The 18658-nt window shown below is 61.0% G+C and carries 15 protein-coding genes; 12 read left to right on the top strand and 3 right to left on the bottom strand.

Going from position 1 to position 18658, the window contains the following annotated elements:
• Positions 1-17: 17 nt before the first annotated feature.
• Positions 18-908, bottom strand: coding sequence for an AraC family transcriptional regulator (locus ACVTFQ_RS20840; RefSeq protein WP_112950599.1), 891 nt, complete (start codon positions 906-908; stop codon positions 18-20).
• A 201-nt stretch (positions 909-1109) separates the two neighbouring features.
• On the opposite strand from ACVTFQ_RS20840, the gene melA (ACVTFQ_RS20845) reads away from it, so the two are divergent.
• From melA (ACVTFQ_RS20845) to melA (ACVTFQ_RS20870), 6 genes are all read left to right on the top strand, one after another.
• A complete protein-coding gene (gene melA, locus ACVTFQ_RS20845; RefSeq protein WP_047504373.1) occupies positions 1110-2576 on the top strand; it encodes an alpha-glucosidase/alpha-galactosidase in 1467 nt (488 codons plus the stop codon).
• A 125-nt stretch (positions 2577-2701) separates the two neighbouring features.
• Positions 2702-4789 (top strand): ABC transporter substrate-binding protein, encoded by a 2088-nt coding sequence (locus ACVTFQ_RS20850; protein WP_112988773.1) that lies wholly within the window; start codon positions 2702-2704, stop codon positions 4787-4789.
• A 108-nt stretch (positions 4790-4897) separates the two neighbouring features.
• On the top strand, positions 4898-5905 hold the full coding sequence (locus ACVTFQ_RS20855) for an ABC transporter permease (RefSeq protein WP_018896863.1): 1008 nt from the start codon (positions 4898-4900) through the stop codon (positions 5903-5905).
• 1 nt (position 5906) lies between these two features.
• Entirely contained in the window at positions 5907-7040 is a 1134-nt protein-coding gene (locus ACVTFQ_RS20860) for an ABC transporter permease (protein ID WP_111560628.1), read from the top strand.
• 14 nt (positions 7041-7054) lie between these two features.
• Positions 7055-8722, top strand: coding sequence for an ABC transporter ATP-binding protein (locus ACVTFQ_RS20865; RefSeq protein WP_026282706.1), 1668 nt, complete (start codon positions 7055-7057; stop codon positions 8720-8722).
• A 21-nt stretch (positions 8723-8743) separates the two neighbouring features.
• Entirely contained in the window at positions 8744-10114 is a 1371-nt protein-coding gene (melA, locus tag ACVTFQ_RS20870; protein ID WP_112427077.1) for an alpha-glucosidase/alpha-galactosidase, read from the top strand.
• Positions 10115-10171: 57 nt separating this feature from the next.
• Here melA (ACVTFQ_RS20870) and ACVTFQ_RS20875 read toward each other — a convergent pair whose 3' ends face one another.
• A complete protein-coding gene (locus ACVTFQ_RS20875; RefSeq protein ID WP_112950630.1) occupies positions 10172-10531 on the bottom strand; it encodes a hypothetical protein in 360 nt (119 codons plus the stop codon).
• A gap of 193 nt (positions 10532-10724) precedes the next feature.
• Between ACVTFQ_RS20875 and ACVTFQ_RS20880 the strand changes: the two genes are divergently transcribed.
• The 6 genes from ACVTFQ_RS20880 to ACVTFQ_RS20905 all read left to right on the top strand — a co-directional run bounded on the left by ACVTFQ_RS20880 (position 10725) and on the right by ACVTFQ_RS20905 (position 17802).
• Complete coding sequence (locus tag ACVTFQ_RS20880) at positions 10725-11651, top strand: ArsR/SmtB family transcription factor (protein WP_112950629.1); 927 nt, start codon at positions 10725-10727, stop codon at positions 11649-11651.
• 107 nt (positions 11652-11758) lie between these two features.
• Positions 11759-13270, top strand: coding sequence for an arabinosylfuranosidase ArfA (gene arfA / locus ACVTFQ_RS20885; protein ID WP_112950628.1), 1512 nt, complete (start codon positions 11759-11761; stop codon positions 13268-13270).
• 247 nt (positions 13271-13517) lie between these two features.
• On the top strand, positions 13518-14618 hold the full coding sequence (locus ACVTFQ_RS20890; RefSeq protein ID WP_112988771.1) for an ABC transporter ATP-binding protein: 1101 nt from the start codon (positions 13518-13520) through the stop codon (positions 14616-14618).
• Entirely contained in the window at positions 14611-15546 is a 936-nt protein-coding gene (locus ACVTFQ_RS20895; protein ID WP_112949451.1) for a carbohydrate ABC transporter permease, read from the top strand. Before ACVTFQ_RS20890 ends, ACVTFQ_RS20895 begins: the two co-directional genes overlap by 8 nt.
• Positions 15543-16394: a carbohydrate ABC transporter permease gene (locus tag ACVTFQ_RS20900; RefSeq protein ID WP_112949450.1), complete on the top strand. Its 852-nt coding sequence runs from the start codon at positions 15543-15545 to the stop codon at positions 16392-16394. The genes ACVTFQ_RS20895 and ACVTFQ_RS20900 overlap by 4 nt, the downstream gene beginning before the upstream one ends.
• Before the next feature lie 82 nt (positions 16395-16476).
• On the top strand, positions 16477-17802 hold the full coding sequence (locus tag ACVTFQ_RS20905) for an ABC transporter substrate-binding protein (RefSeq protein ID WP_112949449.1): 1326 nt from the start codon (positions 16477-16479) through the stop codon (positions 17800-17802).
• Between the two features lie 72 nt (positions 17803-17874).
• On the opposite strand, the gene ACVTFQ_RS20910 is transcribed toward ACVTFQ_RS20905, so the two are convergent.
• Entirely contained in the window at positions 17875-18573 is a 699-nt protein-coding gene (locus tag ACVTFQ_RS20910; RefSeq protein WP_413391150.1) for an HAD-IA family hydrolase, read from the bottom strand.
• Positions 18574-18658: the final 85 nt, after the last annotated feature.

Genomic DNA, 18658 nt, shown 5'->3' on the forward strand with positions numbered 1-18658 from the left:
CGCGGTATCTACGGCTATCAGCGTGTCTTGCCCACGCTGGCATACATGCCCGTCGTGCGAAACTCGGTCGGGTTGGTGCCGTAGACGCGACGGAACACCTTGGAGAAGTAGTTTGCATCCTCGAAGCCGGAGCGGATCGCCACTTCCTTGACCGGCATGTGGGCGGTCTTCGTCAAAAGCTTGACGGCCCGTTTCAGCCGCTTCTGCAGCACATATTCGGCCGGCGGCAGGCCTTCGTTGGCGGCGAACATGCGCGAAAAATGCGCGCGGCTGAGGCCTGCCACCCTTGCAAGGTCTTCCACCGGTAGCGGCTTTTCCAGATTGTCGGTGATGTAGTCGATCACGTGCTGCATCGTCCGGTATTCCTCGCTGAACACCGGATGCGAACCGAACACGTCGTCATAAAGCGCCATCGCCGCCTCATAGGCGATGGAGGATGCCAGCCCCGGCGTTTCGCCGCCGGTGATAAGCCGCAGGCTGCAATCGGCAAGATGCTCGATCGTCTGCGGCTGTAGCTTCAAGATCGGGCCGGTGACAGCGAGGATAGAGCGATGGATGCGCAGCGCTTCCTCGCCGTTCATCGAGATCCAGAAGAATTCCCAGCGATCGCCATCCTCCAGCCAGTAGCGGTGATTGTGGGGTACCAGCACCAGCAGCGTCTCGCCCTCCTTGACTCGCAACTCGCGATTCTCGTAGCGCAGATTGCCAGCGCCGCTGATCGTATGCTGCAATACCGTAAAAGGTGTCTGTCCGCGCTTGCGGCCGTCCCAGTCATAGGTGGCATTCTCGCGCACCTCGTAACCGGTGCTTGTCGGCATGGTGTGCAGGGATTGTCGGCCGCGCGGCAGCGAAACCGTGCGCATGGACGGTCCGCGATCGATCAAATCCTGCAGCACAGAATTACCCATGAAAGCATAATCCTTCTCTGGCGGCCCAGAATTTTTTACGCATAATCCGCCCCAAGAGAGAGAACACCGCCGGGCTTGAGGAGCGGCGGGGAGGAGAATTAGCCGGATTTCTGGCCTTTTTCGGCGTCGGACGCAAGTCCGCGGCCTATTCTTCTTCCTGTTATCCAATCCCGGCATTCTAATCGCATCGAGGCTAGGATCATGAGTTTCAAAATCGCTATCATCGGCGCAGGCAGCGTCGGCTTCACGAAAAAGCTGTTCACCGACATTCTGTGCGTTCCGGAGTTCCGGGACATCGAGTTCGCGCTCACGGATATGAGCGAGCACAATCTGCAGATGATCAAGCAGATCCTCGACACGATTGTTGCATCGAACAAGCTGCCGACCAAGGTGACGGCGACGACCAACCGTCGCGAAGCGTTGACCGGCGCACGCTACATCATCAGCTGCGTGCGCGTCGGCGGTCTCGAAGCCTATGCCGACGATATCAGAATTCCGCTGAAATACGGCATCGACCAGTGTGTTGGTGACACGATCTGTGCCGGCGGCATTCTCTACGGCCAGCGTAACATCCCCGTCATCCTCGACTTCTGCAAGGATATCCGCGAAGTCGCCGAGCCGGGCGCCAAGTTCCTGAACTACGCGAACCCGATGGCTATGAACACCTGGGCCGCGATCGAATACGGCAAGGTGGATACCGTCGGGCTCTGCCACGGCGTCCAGCACGGCGCCGAACAGATCGCCGAGGTGCTCGGCGCGAAGTCTGTCTCCGAGCTCGACTACATCTGCTCTGGCATCAACCACCAGACCTGGTTCGTCGACCTGAAGCTCAACGGTCGCAAGATCGGCAAGGATGAGCTGGTTGCCGCCTTCGAGGCGCATCCGGTGTTCTCGCAGCAGGAAAAGCTGCGCATCGACGTCCTGAAGCGCTTCGGCGTCTATTCGACGGAGAGCAACGGCCACCTCTCGGAATACCTGCCCTGGTACCGCAAGCGGCCGGATGAAATCACCAAGTGGATCGACATGTCCGACTGGATCCACGGCGAAACCGGCGGCTATCTGCGCCACTCCACGGAAACCCGTAACTGGTTCGAGACGGAGTTCCCGCAGTTCCTCGCTTCGGCCGAAAAACCGATCGATCCGGCCAAGCGCTCCAACGAGCACGCCAGCCACATTCTTGAGGCGCTGGAAACGGGCCGCGTCTATCGCGGTCACTTCAACCTCAAGAACAACGGCGTGATCACCAACCTGCCTTCGGATGCGATCATCGAGTCGCCCGGCTTCGTCGATCGCTTCGGCATCAACATGGTCTCCGGCATCACCATTCCGGAAGCCTGTGCCGCGACCTGCATGGCCTCGATCAACGTCCAGCGCATGTCGGTTCATGCCGCCATCAGCGGCGACATCGATCTCCTGAAGCTCGCCGTCCTCCACGACCCGCTGGTCGGCGCGGTGGCGACGCCGGAAGAGGTATGGCAGATGGTAGATGAGATGGTCGTCGCCCAGGCACGCTGGTTGCCGCAATATGCGGATGCGGTCCCGGCGGCCAAGGAACGTCTGGCGAAGTCGACGGTAAAGACCCGCGAATGGGCGGGTGCGGCACGCCGCAACGTCCGCTCGATCGACGAGCTCCGCGCCGAGAAGGCGGCGCTCAAGCAGGCCGTGTAAGTTTCCCCGGAGGACGGGTGGCGATGGGGTTCCAAGGAGGGGACGCCATCGCTGCAAGCCCGTTTCCGGATCGTTGAGGAGAACCGGGGCAGCCGACAAGCGTCCCGATACAAAAGGGAGAGACGATGAGACATTACCGCAACCTTGGTATTCTGGCCGGACTGGCGCTGAGCGTCTCGGTCCAGGCTTTGAGCGCCTACGCCTCCGAGCCGACGACACCGCCCGTTCCGCCGCAGTTTCCGGCGGAAGGCAAGATCAATTACGTATCGAGAGACTCCATTGAGGAGTTCAAGGCGCTTCCCTCGTATAACGAGCCGGATTGGGTGAAGAAGAACTTTGTCGATACCGGCAAGCTTCCCCCCGTCAAGGACCGTCTCCCCAAGGAGCCGCTGGTCTTCAAGACTGACAACATGGTCGATGGCATCGGCGTCTATGGCGACACGCTGCGCCACGTCATCGGCGGCCGGCCTGAGGGCTGGAACTACGGCGCCGGCCAGACGCAAGGCTGGGGCGGCATCGACATCGGCCTTTCCGAATGCCTGACGCGCACCGCACCGCTCTTCCAGGTCGAAGCCAAGGACACCGAGCCCCTTCCGAACCTCGCCAAGGGCTGGGAATGGTCGGCTGATGGTCACAAGCTGACCATGCATCTGATCGAAGGCGCCAAGTGGTCTGACGGCGTTGCCTTCAACGCCGACGACATCATGTTCTACTGGGAAGACGAAGTCGTCGATCCAAACGTCTCGCCGCTTGGCGGCGGCGCTTCGCCCGAGGCCTTTGGCGAGGGTACCACACTGAAGAAGATCGACGACTACACCGTCGAATGGACCTTCAAGGAAGCGTTCCCGAAGCAGTATCTCTACACGATGGCCTACCCGAATTTCTGCCCGGGCCCGTCGCATATCCTGAAGCCCCAGCATCCGAAATATTCGAAGAACACCTACGACCAGTTCAAGAACGCTTTTCCGCCTGAGTACATGAACATGCCTGTCATGGGTGGCTGGGTGCCGGTCGAGTATCGTCCCGACGATATTATCGTGATGCGCCGCAACCCCTACTATTGGAAGGTCGACGAGAAGGGCAACCAGCTGCCTTACCTCAATGAGTTGCACTACAAGCTCTCCACCTGGGCGGACCGCGACGTGCAGGCCGTTGCCGGCTCTGGCGACATCTCGAACCTCGAGCAGCCGGAAAACTTCGTGGCGTCTCTCAAGCGCGCCGCCGAAAAGACGGCACCCGCTCGTCTCGCCTTCGGCCCGCGCCTGATCGGCTACAATCTGCGCATGAACTTCTCGGCCAATGGCTGGGGCGAACCGGATGGGCGCAGCCAGGCGATCCGCGAGCTGAACCGCAACGAGGACTTCCGCAAGGCGGTCACCATGGCTCTCGATCGCAAGGCGATCGGCGACTCGCTCGTCAAGGGTCCGTTCACGGCGATCTATCCGGGTGGACTTTCCTCGGGCACGAGCTTCTATGATCGCAATTCGGTGGTCTATTATCCGTTCGACCTCAAGGGTGCCAAGGCGCTGCTTGAAAAGGTCGGCCTGAAGGATACCGACGGCGACGGCTTCGTGAACTTCCCGGCATCGACCGAAGGCGGCAAGAACGTCGAGATCGTGCTTCTGGTCAACAACGGCTACGCTACCGACAAGAGCCTTGCCGAAGGCGTCGTCGGCCAGATGGAGAAGCTGGGCATCAAGGTTATCCTGAACGCCCTCGACGGTCCGAAGCGTGACGACGCGCATTACGGCGGCCGCTTCGATTGGTTGATCCAGCGCAGCTCGCCGGAATTGGCTTCCGTGGTGCAGAACACGGAGCAGCTTGCTCCTGTCGGTCCGCGCACCAGCTGGCAGCACCGTGCCGGCAAGGACGGCAAGGTCGACCTGATGCCCTACGAGGAAAAGCTCGTGGATATCGTCACCAAGTTCCAGACGAGCCAGGACAACAACGAGCGCGTCGAGCTGATGAAGCAGTACCAGAAGGTCGCGACCGAAAACGTCGATACCGTCGGGCTCACGGAATATCCGGGTGCGCTGATCATCAACAAGCGCTTCTCGAACGTGCCGGCTGGTACTCCGATCTTCATGTTCAACTGGGCTGAAGACTCCGTCATCCGCGAACGCCTGTGGGTGGCCGCCGACAAGCAGGGCAAGTACGAGCTGTTCCCCGAGCAGCTGCCCGGCAAGCCCGGCGAAAAGGGTCCGATCAACTAAGTTCTCCTCCCGAAGAAACGGACCGGCCGCGCGTGATGCGCGGCCGGGCAAGATCAACAAGCCGGCCGCACCGAAAGGCGCGACTGGCAGCAAGGAGAAACGAGCCCGATGTTACGCTTCCTGCTCGTGCGCATAGCGTCCGCCATCCCCGTCCTGATCATCCTGAGCATCGTGACCTTCGCGATCATCCAGGCTCCGCCGGGCGACTATGCCGACTATATCCGGTCGCAGCTGATCAACCAGAGCGGCGCGTCCTTCGAAGCCGCCGACGCGCAGGCCCAGGCCTACCGTGTCGCCCATGGCCTCGACCAGCCGATGGTCATCCAGTATTTCGCCTGGATCAAGGGCATCGTCACCCAAGGCGATTTCGGCTACAGCATGTTCTACAACAAGCCGGTCGCCGACGTCGTGGCCGAGCGCCTGCCGCGCACGCTGCTGCTTGCGCTTGTCTGTCACATCTTCGCGTCGGTTCTCGGCATCGGCTTCGGCATCTGGGCGGCCACCCGTCAGTACAGCTGGATCGACAGCCTGCTCTCGGGCGTCTCCTTCCTCGGCATGACGGTGCCGCGCTTCCTGATGGCGCTGATTATCGTCTACCTCCTCGTCTTCCAGTTCAACGTCTCTGAAATCGGCAGCTTCTTCTCGCCGCAATATGGCGGAGCGCCGTGGTCCTGGGCGAAATTCGTCGACCTCGTCAGCCACGTCTGGCCGGTCGTGGCCATCGCCACCTTCGGCGGCCTCGCCTACAACATGCGCGTCATGCGCGGCAATCTGCTCGACACGCTGAACGCGCAATATGTCGAGACGGCCCGCGCCAAGGGCCTGTCAGGCAGCGCGGTCGTGATGCGCCATGCCGTGCCCAATGCGCTCCACCCGCTCGTCATGTACCAGGGCGTCGTGCTTCCCTACATGCTCACCGGCGAAATCGAGACGGCGATCATCTTCTCGCTACCGACAGTCGGCCCTGCGATCGTCGGTTCCATGGCGATCGGCGACGTCTATGTCACCGCCACCTTCATGATGGTTCTTTCGGCGACGCTGATCGTCGGCAACATCATCGCCGACATGCTGCTTGCCATGCTGGACCCGCGCGTCCGCCAGTACGGAGGAGCCTGATATGCTCGCCTTCGATTCCGCTCCCCCGCCGCCGCACGAAGAGACCGTCAAGGGTCTGCATAACGGCAATGAAAGCTATCTGTCGCTGGTCTGGCGGCGCCTGCGCCGTTCCTGGACCGGCATGATGGGCCTTGTGCTCGTCGGCCTGCTACTCCTGATGGCCGTGTTCGCCGATTTCTTCGCGCCGATGGATCCCAAGGCCACCGATACCGGCTTCGCGCCGCCACAAATGGTGAGCTTCCACGACAAGGACGGCAATCTCACTTATCCGCCGCGCGTCTATGCACTCGGCGAATCCGAGGAGCTCGATCCGGTCACGTTCCAGCCGATCGTCGGCCCCGATTACGACAATCCGCGCGTACTCGGCTTCTTCGTCAAGGGCTCGGAATACAACCTTCTCGGCCTGATCCCAACCGACCGCCACTTCTTCGGCTCCGTCGATGGCCAGCCGGTGCACTTCCTCGGCACCGACAAATTCGGCCGTGACGTTCTCTCGCGCGCCATCATCGGCTCGCGCATCTCGCTCACCATCGCGCTGACTGTCGTCTTCATCGTCACCGTCATCGGCACGACCGTCGGCATGGTCTCCGGCTACTTCGGCGGCTCGTTCGATGCCTGGGTACAGCGCTTCGTGGAGATCGTGCTCGCCTTTCCGCAGCTGCCGCTCTATCTGGCGCTGACCTCGCTGATCCCGGTGACGGCGCCGACCAATGTCTTCCTCGCCTTCGTCATCGTCGTCATGTCGGCGCTCGGCTGGGCGCAGATGTCGCGCGAGGTGCGCGGCAAGACGCTGGCGCTCGCCCGCATCGATTACGTCCGTGCGGCCATGGCAGTCGGCGCCACCGACCGGCGCATCATCTTCCAGCACATCTTCCCGAATGTGATGAGCCACGTCATCGTTGCCGTCACGCTGCACATCCCGAGCGTCGTGCTGCTCGAATCTTTCCTCGGTTTCCTCGGCTTCGCCGTGAAGCCGCCGCTGATTTCCTGGGGACTGATGCTGCAGGACACCGCCAACTATTCGGTGATCGGCACCTATCCCTGGATCCTCGCCCCCGTCGGCTTCGTGCTCGTCACTGTCTTCGCGTTCAACGCGCTCGGCGACGGTCTGCGCGATGCGGTCGATCCCTATTGATTGAGGTGAAGAACATGGCTCTCGCACTCGTCAACTCGTTTGCCCCGCCCGTCCGCTTCGATCACGATGCGCACACGGAAAGCCCGGTCATCGACGCCCGCAACATCGGCGTCAACTTCAAGGTCGAGCATGGCACCGTGGAGGCAGTGAAGGATATCTCCTTCCAGCTCTATCGCGGGGAAACCATAGCCATCGTCGGCGAATCCGGCTCCGGAAAGTCCGTGACGGCCCGCACCGTCATGGGGCTTCTGTCGAAGCGCGCCGTCGTCGCGCCGAAATCGACCGTCGACTATGACGGCGCCAACATCCTGAAATATCCCGAGCGCGAGCGCCGCAAGCTGCGCGGCGACCGGATTTCGATGATCTTCCAGGAGCCGATGAGCTCGCTGAACCCGATCTACACGATCGGCAGCCAGATTGTCGAAGCGATCCGCGTGCACCGCAAGGTGAGCAAGAAGCAGGCGGAAGCGCGCGCGCTCGAACTGCTGAAGCAGGTGCAGATCCCCGATCCCGAAGCGCGCCTGAAGCAGTATCCGCACCAGCTGTCCGGCGGCCAGCGCCAGCGCGTGATGATCGCCATGGCGCTCTCCAACGAGCCGGATGTGCTCATCGCCGACGAGCCGACCACCGCACTCGACGTGACCGTCCAGGCGCAGATCCTCAACCTCATCCGCAACCTGCAGAAGGAAATGCGGATGGCGGTGATCCTGATCACCCACGACCTCACCGTCGTCCGGCAGTTCTCCGACTACGTTTACGTGATGCAACACGGCGAAATGCGCGAGCACAACACGACGGAAAAGCTCTTCGCCAATCCGCAGCACAGCTACACCAAGCATCTCCTGAGCTCCGAGCCGCGCGGCCAGGCCAACCCGCTGCCGGAGGGCTCCGAGGTCATCCTCGACGCCAAGGGCGTGCGCGTGTCCTTCATGATGCGCCACGGCAGCTTCTTCAAGCCGGAGCTCAAGGAGCTCGTGGCTGTCGACAGCCTGGGGCTGACGCTGCGCAAGCACGAAACGCTTGGCCTCGTTGGCGAATCCGGCTCCGGCAAGACCACCTTCGGGCAGGCGCTGCTCAGGTTGAACGACGCCGACAATGGCGAGATCTATTTCGATCGCCAGCCGATCCACGGCAAGTCGCGCACCGAGATGCGGCCGCTGCGCTCACGCATGCAGATCGTGTTCCAGGACCCGTTCTCATCGCTCAACCCGCGCATGACGATCGGCCAGATCATCGAGGAAGGGCTTGTGGTCAACAAGCTCGGCGCGACCAAGGCCGAGCGGCTGGACCGTGTGCGCGAGGCGCTGATCGCGGCAGGCATGCCGGGCAATATCCTGTCGCGCTTTCCGCATGAATTTTCGGGCGGACAGCGCCAGCGTATCGCAATTGCCCGCGCCATCGCGCTGGAGCCGGAATTCATCCTGCTTGATGAGCCGACGTCAGCGCTCGACCTCTCGGTCCAGGCGCAGATCATCGAACTGCTACGCAAGCTGCAGGACGAGCGCGGCCTCAGCTATCTCTTCATTTCGCACGATCTCAAGGTCGTGCGTGCCCTCTGCCACCGGGTGATTGTCATGCAGCATGGCAAGATCATGGAAGAGGGGCCCGTCAACGAAGTTCTCACCAATCCCAAGACCGCCTACACCGAACGGCTCGTCAAAGCCGCTTTCGAGGTAGCCTGATTGCCAATGCCGGAGGATATTATGGCAAGAAACCCCAAGATCACCTTCATCGGAGCTGGTTCCACCGTCTTCATGAAGAACATCATCGGCGACGTTCTGCAGCGGCCCGCGCTGTCGGGCGCAACCATCGCCCTGATGGACATCAATCCGCAGCGCCTGGAAGAAAGCGCGATCGTCGTCAACAAGCTGATCTCGACGCTGGGCGCAAAGGCCAAGGCCGAGACCTATTCGGACCAGCGCAAGGCGCTGACAGGTGCCGACTTCGTGGTCGTCGCCTTCCAGATTGGTGGCTATGAGCCCTGCACGGTGACCGACTTCGACATCCCGAAGAAGTTCGGCCTGCGCCAGACGATTGCCGATACGCTCGGTGTCGGCGGTATCATGCGCGGCCTGCGCACCGTGCCGCACCTCTGGAAGATTTGCGAAGACATGCTCGCGGTCTGCCCCGAGGCGATCATGCTGCAGTACGTCAACCCGATGGCGATCAACACCTGGGCGATCGCCGAGAAGTATCCCACGATCAAGCAGGTTGGCCTCTGCCACTCGGTGCAGGGCACGGCAATGGAGCTCGCCCACGATCTGGATATCCCCTACGAGGATATCCGCTACCGCTCGGCCGGCATCAACCACATGGCCTTCTACCTGAAGTTCGAGCATCGCCAGCCCGACGGTTCCTACAAGGACCTCTATCCGGATCTCGTGCGCGCCTACCGCGAGGGACGTGCGCCGAAGCCGGGCTGGAACCCACGTTGCCCGAACAAGGTGCGCTACGAGATGCTGACCCGCCTCGGCTATTTCGTCACCGAAAGCTCCGAGCACTTCGCCGAATACACGCCCTACTTCATCAAGGAAGGCCGCGAGGACCTGATCGAGAAGTTCGGCATTCCGCTCGACGAATATCCGAAGCGCTGCATCGAGCAGATCGAGCGCTGGAAGGGCCAGGCAGAAGCCTATCGCTCGGCCGACAAGATCGAGGTCAAGCAGTCGAAGGAATATGCCTCGTCGATCATCAATTCGGTCTGGACCGGCGAACCCTCCGTGATCTACGGCAACGTCCGCAACAACGGCTGCATCACCTCGCTGCCTTATAATTGCGCCGCCGAAGTGCCGTGCCTTGTCGATGCATCCGGTATCCAGCCGACCTTCGTCGGCGACCTGCCGCCGCAGCTGACCGCGCTGATGCGCACCAACATCAACGTGCAGGAGCTGACCGTTCAGGCGCTGATGACTGAAAATCGCGAGCACATCTACCACGCCGCGATGATGGACCCGCACACGGCGGCCGAACTCGACCTCGACCAGATCTGGGCGATGACGGACGAACTGCTGGCCGCGCATGGCGACTGGCTGCCGGCATGGGCGCGCACCGCGCGCAAGGTTCAGGCCGCCTGACCAACTCTCTCCCGGTCACGGCCTCAAGAAGTCCCGCGGCTCAGCCGCGGGGCTTTTTTAGCGTCGCTGAACTGGCGGCGGTTGTGGCTGGGGCTGGCGTTGATTCAAGGGCAACACATCCTGGAAACCGATCTCGGGGCAGCCGCGAACATTGGCGAAAATGATGTCTCGGCGTTCGCCCCATTCCGTCAGTCCCCGGAGCGTTAGCGTGTCGTTGTCCTGATAGACGACATTGGTGCGAATGATGCCTGCGCGCCGCGCGAGGTTCTTCGCCTGGCTGACATTGCACTGCCCCTCGGACGGCGCCACGCTCCAGATGGAGGTTCCCCGGCCGTCGTTCTGCCAGCCTTGGGCTACGACGAGCGTTGGCGCCAGCGCGGTCAGAAGCAGGAATGTCGTGCGGAACGTGGCTCTCAAGATCGGCGACCCCATGTTGCGATGACCCACTTTTAGCATGGGATCATGACCACGACGGAAACGCAGCCGGTAAAATTAGCCGGGAATGGAAATGCATGAACACGCAGGCGATTTCAATTCGGGCAATTGAATAAATCAAAATATTCGATATACAACAGCAATATGCATTTCATCTTCCGCGAACGGGATCAAAATGAGCCGCAACTTTCTTGTCGTCGATCCCGAGGAGGGCATGCCCATTCTGAAAGGGCTGGCATCGCTGGCAAGGGTTTCGGTGTTGAAGCTCCTGCATGAAAAGGGGCCGCTCAACGTCAACGAAATCGCTGATATCCTTGAGCTACCGCAGTCCAGCGTCTCGACCAACGTGCAGATGCTGGAGGAGGCGGGGCTGATCCGCACCGAGACGCAGAAGGCGCGCAAGGGCAACCAGAAGGTCTGTCACAGCGTGTACGACGAGATCCTCGTCGTCTTCAAGAATGAAATCAAGGAAACCGAATCGGATGCGATCGAGGTGGCGATGCCGCTTGGTCTCTACACCAGCTACGATGTGACCGCGCCCTGCGGTCTCTGTTCGGTGGATGGCATAATCGGCCTGCTCGACGTGCCCAACACCTTCCTTGATCCGGATCGCATGAAGACGGCGCTGATCTGGTTTACGCGCGGGCATGTCGAATACCAGTTTCCCAACAATGCCAGGCTGACCAACACCCGCATCCGCGAGATCGAGTTCGTCATGGAGCTGAGCTCGGAAGTGCCCGGCACCAGCGCCGACTGGCCGTCCGATATCACGCTCACGGTCAATGGCATCGACATCGGGACCTGGACGTCTCCAGGCGATTTCGGCGACAAACGTGGGGTTTTCACGCCGGATTGGTGGAAATTGAAGGGTTCGCAATATGGCAAGCTGAAGAGCTTCCGCATCAATGACGAGGGCGCTTTCGTCGATGGATTGCGCATTTCAGATGTGGCGCTTCCGGATCTTAAACTCGACGAGCATCATTCGATTCGCCTGCGCATCGGCGTTCGCGACGACGCCAAGCATCCTGGCGGCATCAATATTTTCGGTCGCGGCTTCGGCAATTACGACCAGGACATCCTGCTGCGTATCAGAACACGCTAGACTGTACCCGATTTTCTGAATTTTGCCCTTGACCCCGGCCGAGGCTTCCGCTTTATTCACCTCAAATTGTGATATAGATCACAAAGAGTGATATGGTGGAGGATATCATGAAGGCTGCGGTCACCGCGCACAGCAAATACACGATCTCGGACATCGACCCGCGCCTGTATGGCTCGTTCATCGAGCACTTGGGCCGCGCCGTTTACACCGGCATCTACGAACCCGACCATGCGACCGCCGACGAAAACGGCATGCGCAAGGACGTGATCGATCTGGTCAAGGAACTCAACGTTCCGATCGTGCGCTACCCCGGCGGCAACTTCGTTTCGGCCTATAACTGGGAAGACGGCATCGGCCCGAAGGAAAGCCGCCCGACGCGTCTTGATCTCGCCTGGCACACCTCCGAGAGCAACCAGGTCGGCATGCACGAATTCGCAGAATGGTGCGTATCCGCCAAGACCGAGATGATGCTGGCCGTCAACCTCGGCTCGCGCGGCCTGGATGAAGCCCGCAATTTCCTCGAATATGTCAATCATCCCGGCGGCAGCGAGTGGAGCGACAAGCGTATCGCCAACGGCCGCGCCGAACCCTGGGACGTGAAGCTCTGGTGCCTCGGCAATGAGATGGACGGCCCCTGGCAGATCGGCCACAAGACGGCCGACGAATATGGCCGACTGGCGCATGAGACCGCCAAGGCCATGCGCGCCTTCGACAGCTCGCTGGAGCTGGTCGTCTGCGGCTCGTCCAATGCCCACATGCCGACCTATCCCGAATGGGAAGCGACCGTTCTCGACCACACATATAACGAGGTCGATTACATCTCGCTGCACATGTACTTCGAGAACCGCGCTAAGAACACGGCCAATTATCTGGCCCGCAGCATCGAACTCGACAACTACATCGGCACCGTTGCCGGCGTCATCGACTATATCAAGGCGAAGAAGCGCTCGACCAAGGACGTCTACATCTCCTTCGACGAGTGGAACGTCTGGTACCACTCCAAGGAACGCGACAAGGCGACGCTCGCCGGCGCCAACGGCTGGCCGCACGCTCCCGCGCTGCTCGAGGACGACTACAACTTCGAGGACGTGCTGCAGGTCGGCTGTATCCTGAACACCTTCATCAACCGCGCCGATGTCGTGAAAATCGCCTGCCTGGCACAACTGGTCAACGTCATCGCCCCGATCATGACGACGCCTGGCGGTGCCGCATGGCGCCAGACGATCTTCTACCCCTACTATTTTGCCTCGGTCTATGGCCGCGGCACGGCACTGAAGCTGATGGTCGACAGCCCGGCCTACGAGGTCGAGGATGTCGGCAGCGTTCCTTATCTCGACGTCTCAGCGGTCCACGACAAGGATGCCAAGACCGTTACCTTCTTCATCGTCAACCGCCACGGCACGGAAGCGCTCGATCTCGACGCCAGCCTGCTTGAATTCGGCAACCTCAAGGTCATCGACGACCAGGTCGTCGCCCATTCGGATCTCACCATCACCAACACGGCCGAAAAGCCCGACAATGTGGTGCCGGTGAAGGCGAGCGGCTCTGTCTTCGCCGATGGAAAGCTGACGGCGAAGATCGCGCCATTGTCCTATCGCGTGATCCGGCTGCAGGCCTGATCAAATAAATCACGATAACTGATACATATCGAAGATATGTTGACATCGTAATTGTATGATTTAACGTCAGCGTACCAGATTTGACGTGCCACTGGGAGGAGAAGATGGGAGCAACCGCTTCTGTTTTGGCACCATCATGGACGGAAGGCGGCCTGCTTGTCATAGCAGGCGCCATTCGCGCCGTTTCGTGCCAGCCATGTGTTCATATCGGATTTTCGGATTCTGACTGCAGCTTGGGAGCAGCCGGATGACGGCGAATATCGAAATCAGCAATGTCAGCAAGCGCTACGGCTCGATGACCGTGCTTGACGGCCTGTCGCTGTCGATCAAGGCCAATGAGTTCATGGTCTTTCTCGGCCCGTCCGGCTGCGGAAAGTCCACGCTTCTGAGAATGATCGCCGGGCTCGAAAGCGTCGATGAAGGCACGATCTCGATCAATGGCGAGCGTATCGATACGCTGCCGCCCGGCCAGCGCGACATCGCCATGGTGTTCCAGAGTTACGCGCTCTATCCGCACATGACTGTTGCCGACAACATGGCCTTCGGGCTGCGCAACATCGCGGTCCCCTCGGACGTGATTTCGGCCCGGGTGGCGGAGGCCGCCCGCATGCTGGAGATCGGCCATCTTCTGGAGCGCAAGCCCGGCCAGCTCTCCGGCGGCCAGCGCCAGCGCGTCGCCATCGGCCGCGCCATTGTCAAGGAACCCAAGGCATTCCTGTTCGACGAACCGTTGTCGAACCTTGACGCGGCGCTGCGCGTGCGCACCCGCGTCGAACTCGCGCAGCTCCGCAACCGCGTGAAGTCGACGATGATTTTCGTCACCCACGACCAGATCGAGGCGATGACGCTGGCCGATCGCATCGTGGTCATGAACAACCGCAAGATCGAGCAGATCGGCTCACCGATGGAGATCTACTCCCGCCCGGCCAGCCGCTTCGTCGCCACTTTCGTCGGCTCACCGACGATGAACTTCCTCGATGTTGGGATCTCCCAACAAGACGGCTTCATCAGCGCCAAGCTGCCTGACGGCACGCAGCTCAAGACCGCCATCCGCGCCGCCGGCCTCAACGGCGGCAGCCACGCGCTCGGCATCCGCGCCGAGGCCGTGAAGCTCGCAAACGGCGTTCCGGCCACCACGACGGGCAAGGTCGATGTGCTCGAGCGCCTGGGCGACCGTACGCTGCTCTACACCAGGCTCACCGATGGAAGCGTCATCGTCGCCGAGGATATCGGCAACAGCCGCGTCGCGATCGGCGACGAGGTGGGGCTGACGCTCGACGGCAGCAGAACGCATCTCTTCGACGCCGAGGGTCGCGCCTGGCATAACGAGGAGCCGGGCCATGGCTGAGACTACACTGTCCGGCGCCGCCACGCTCGCCAAGGCTTCCGCGCGGCTGAAGGTGCAGAACATCAATGCGCCGCTCTGGCGTAACGCGATCTTCGTTCTGCCCTATCTCTTCTTCTTCGTGACATTGTTGGTCGTTCCGCTGTTCTGGGGCATCTGGCTCAGCCTGCACAAGGCGGATGCCTTTGGTGTCGGCCGCTTCGTGGGCATCGACAATTACTTCAGGCTGTTTCGCGACAAGATCTTCATCCAGGCGATCGGCAACACATTCTACTTCGTGCTGCTGACCGTGCCTGCGCTCGCCATCATCGGCCTGATGCTGGCGCTCGCCTTGAACCGCAAGACGCGCACAGCCGCGGCGCTGCGCACGATCTATTTCTCCTCGTCGGTCCTGTCGGTCACCATCGTCACGTTGATCTGGCGCATCGTCTTTATCGGCAATTTCGGTCTGCTCGCCACCATCTACGGCTGGTTCGGCGCCACGCCGCCGGCGTTTTTGTCGGATCCGAAGCTGGCGATGATCGGCATCGCGATCGCGACCATCTGGTGGTGCATCGGCCTGCCGATGATGCTCTTTCTCTCCGCTTTGCAGCAGATCCCAGGCGATATCTACGAGGCGGCGGCGCTCGACAATGCCAGCCGTTGGCGAACGCTCTGGTACATCACGCTGCCGTCGATCCGCCGCACCTTCGCGCTCGTCGTGATCATTCAGATCGTCCTGCAGTTCCAGCTGTTCGGCCAGGCCAAGCTGATGACCATGGGCGGCCCGAATAACGTCTCCAAGCCGATCGTTTTCTATATCTACGAAGCGGCGTTCACCAAATGGGATCTCGGGCTGGGCGCTGCGGCCTCCGAAATCCTCTTCATCCTGATCCTCATCGCTGCCATGGCGCAGTACGTCATTTCGCGCCGGAAGGGAGAAGAAGGATGAGTGTCGCAACAGGTGGCAACATGGTCGGCCGTTCGCTGGGCGACCGCGTGATCCTTTTCCTCGCCATCCTCTGCGCGCTGGTGATGCTTGCACCGGTGCTGTGGGTGATCGGCCTGTCGCTGAAGGACAACAAGGAGCTGATGGCGGACATGAATTCCGTCTTCAACGCGCCCTATACGATCAACAACTATATCAACATCTTGGCGACCTCATCGGTGTTCCGCTGGGTGCTGAACAGCGTGATCGTCGCCGGCGGGCTTACCATCGGCACGCTGGTGCTCTCGTCGCTGGCAGGCTACGGTTTCGCGCGGCTGAACTTTCCCTATCGCAACACGCTTTTTATCATCGTGCTGCTGGGGTTGGCGGTTCCGGAGCAGGCGGTACTGATTGCCCGCCACCAGCTGTTCAGCTGGCTGAAGTTCCACAACACCTATCACGGGCTGATCCTACCCGGCCTGTCGGCACCCTTCGGCGTGTTCCTGATGACGCAGTACTTCCGCGCCATCCCGAAGGAACTCGACGAGGCGGCACTGCTCGACAATGCCAGCCGCTTCAAGATCTTCTGGAAGGTGCTTTTGCCGCTGACGGTTCCCGCACAGGCGACGCTCGGCATCTTCACCTTCCTCGGCGCCTGGAACGATTACTTCTGGCCGCTGATCTCGGGCACCAAGAAGGAAATGTATACGCTGACGGTCGGCATCGCCTCGACACAGACCAATTTCGCGCAATCGGAAGGCCTCGGCTTCCTGATGTCGCAGGCGGTCTTTGCCAGCGCGCCGATTCTCGTTCTCTACCTGTTTTTCCAGAAATACATCGTGACGGCAGTCTCTGGCGCCGCCGTGCGCTGAGGCTTTACGCGATGACGTCGCAACCGGCTTCCGGGGAGGAGGCCAGCCAAAGGGGCAAAGCCCCGAAGAGGAGGAGAAGGGCATGACACATCATTTGAGGAAATACATGCTGGCGGCGGCGTCCGTGATAGCGCTCATCGGTGCATCGCCGGCATTCGCCGCCACCGAGCTCACGGTGCAGCGCTTCTTCGGCGCCTGCGATGCCGATTGGGGCAAGAACACCGATGTCAGCAAGGCGGTCGGCGAGTGCGGCATCATCACCTCGCTGATCAACAAGTTCAACGCCGACAATCCCGATGTGCATGTGACCGTCACCACGGTCGAATGGCCGGGCTATGACCAGCTGACCGCTCAGTTTGCCGCCGGCGATCCGCCCGATATCGTTACCATCCACCAGTCGGTTCTCGCGGACTATCAGAGCAAGGGCCTGATCATGCCGCTCGATGACGTGCTGAAGTCCGTCGGCGTCGCGCCGACCGATTTTACCGACGCCAGCCTCGGCGGCGTGACAAAGGACGGCAAGATCTACGGTCTGCCGATCGACAACTGGACCATGCTCTACCACATCAACATGGACCTCTTCAAAAAGGCTGAACTGGTCAACGCCGACGGCACGCCGAAGCTGCCGACGAGCCCGGAAGAGCTTCTCGCTCAGGCCAAGCAGTTCAAGGAAAAGACCGGCAAGCCCTACTTCGTGCAGAATCTTGCCAACGAAGTCGCGCTCTATACACGCAACCTCTACACCTATCTCTTCCAGCAGGATTCCGCCTTCTTCGCCGATCCGAAGCAGGTGAAGATCAATACGCCCGAGGCCAAGAAGGTCCTCGAGATGTACAAGGCGATCTATGACAACGGCGATACGGTCAAGGATCTCGACTACGCCGCCAGCATCAATGCCTTCCTCGCCGGCGAAGGCGGCGTGCACCTGAACGGCACTTGGGTGATCGGCGACTATAATGCCTCGTCCGAGACGGCAGGCACCGCACTGAACAAGGGCGGCTACGCCGTCTATCCCTATCCGCAGCTCTTCGCCGGCAAGAAGGCGCAGTATGCGGATGGCCACAGCTGGGCCGTGTCGACCAAGGATCGTTCCGATGAGGAAAATGCCGCGATCGGCAAGTTCCTGAAGTTCTTCCACGACAATGACTTCGACTGGTCGCGCACCGGACACCTGCCGGCGGTCAAGGCCGTTCTCGACTCCAAGGAGTTCAAGGCGCTGCCGCACCGCGACACGATCGCCTCGATCGCAACGCTCGGCACCGCATTGCCCTCGACCGTCCAGCGCCAGTTCGCGATCCAGGACATTATCGGCCAGGAAATGAGCGCGGCTATCACCGGTCAGAAGGACGTCGACGCCGCCCTTGCCGACATGGAGTCGCGCATCAACGAGTTGCTCGCCAACATCTAAGGCTCACTCTCTCCCGAGCCGAAGAGCAGATGCCCGCCGCAGGTCTCGCGGCGGGCATTTTCATTTCTGCTGTTATTTACCGAGGCCAACCTTGCCGTCCTCGTAAATCCGAACCTTGACGTCCTCGTAGGAGTGAAGCGTCGGGTGCGAAGTTTCGAGATCGTGGTGCTGGGTCGCCGTGATGACCAGGACATCGGATCCGGCGGCTTCGCCTGCCAGAATACCCGCCTGCACATCTTCGAACACAAGGCATTCGCTCGGGCTGAAGCCAAGACGCTCGGCACCCAGGATGTAGCACTGCGGATTGGGCTTGCCGATCTCGACATCCTCGGCGGTCACGATGAATTTCGGGATCGGCAGGCCGGCTGCTTCCAGGCGCTTGTGCGCAAGCCGAAGCGGCGACGAGGTGACGATCGCCCAGCGGTCTGTCGGGAGCGAGGCCAGGAATGCCGCGGCACCCGGCAGCGCGAAAACGCCTTCGACGTCATTGATCTCGGCTTCGGTGATGGCGGCTGCTTCCGCAACCGGATCAACACCCGGCAGGTTCAGCTTGGCGATCGTATCGACGCCGCGTGCGCCGTGCATGGTCGGAAGGAATGCTTCGACATCAAGCCCCTGCCGTGCGGCCCACGCGCCCCAGACGCGCTCGGCGGCCAGAAGGGAGCTCAGGATCGTGCCGTCCATGTCGAAAAGGAAGGCGGAGTAGGGGCGGTCGAAGCAGGAAGGCGTGGTACCCGGCAATGGACGAGCTTTCTCATCTGTGACGGACAAACGTGCTCGCCCGTCTTCGTTTTCTAGCCAGCGGGGATACCTGATCCGCCCTGACATTGAAACCGTCCAGAAAGAGAAAACCCGA

Source organism: Rhizobium sp. O111, from assembly GCF_055616315.1.

Bases quoted from the DNA above. Each gene is read 5' to 3' on its own strand.
- ACVTFQ_RS20905 (WP_112949449.1), top strand. From the start codon at position 16,477: ATGACACATCATTTGAGGAAATACATGCTGGCGGCGGCGTCCGTGATA.
- ACVTFQ_RS20890 (WP_112988771.1), top strand. From the start codon at position 13,518: ATGACGGCGAATATCGAAATCAGCAATGTCAGCAAGCGCTACGGCTCG.
- ACVTFQ_RS20900 (WP_112949450.1), top strand. From the start codon at position 15,543: ATGAGTGTCGCAACAGGTGGCAACATGGTCGGCCGTTCGCTGGGCGAC.
- ACVTFQ_RS20840 (WP_112950599.1), bottom strand. From the start codon at position 908: ATGGGTAATTCTGTGCTGCAGGATTTGATCGATCGCGGACCGTCCATG.
- melA (WP_112427077.1), top strand. From the start codon at position 8,744: ATGGCAAGAAACCCCAAGATCACCTTCATCGGAGCTGGTTCCACCGTC.
- arfA (WP_112950628.1), top strand. From the start codon at position 11,759: ATGAAGGCTGCGGTCACCGCGCACAGCAAATACACGATCTCGGACATC.
- ACVTFQ_RS20895 (WP_112949451.1), top strand. From the start codon at position 14,611: ATGGCTGAGACTACACTGTCCGGCGCCGCCACGCTCGCCAAGGCTTCC.
- ACVTFQ_RS20850 (WP_112988773.1), top strand. From the start codon at position 2,702: ATGAGACATTACCGCAACCTTGGTATTCTGGCCGGACTGGCGCTGAGC.
- melA (WP_047504373.1), top strand. From the start codon at position 1,110: ATGAGTTTCAAAATCGCTATCATCGGCGCAGGCAGCGTCGGCTTCACG.
- ACVTFQ_RS20855 (WP_018896863.1), top strand. From the start codon at position 4,898: ATGTTACGCTTCCTGCTCGTGCGCATAGCGTCCGCCATCCCCGTCCTG.
- ACVTFQ_RS20860 (WP_111560628.1), top strand. From the start codon at position 5,907: ATGCTCGCCTTCGATTCCGCTCCCCCGCCGCCGCACGAAGAGACCGTC.
- ACVTFQ_RS20865 (WP_026282706.1), top strand. From the start codon at position 7,055: ATGGCTCTCGCACTCGTCAACTCGTTTGCCCCGCCCGTCCGCTTCGAT.
- ACVTFQ_RS20880 (WP_112950629.1), top strand. From the start codon at position 10,725: ATGAGCCGCAACTTTCTTGTCGTCGATCCCGAGGAGGGCATGCCCATT.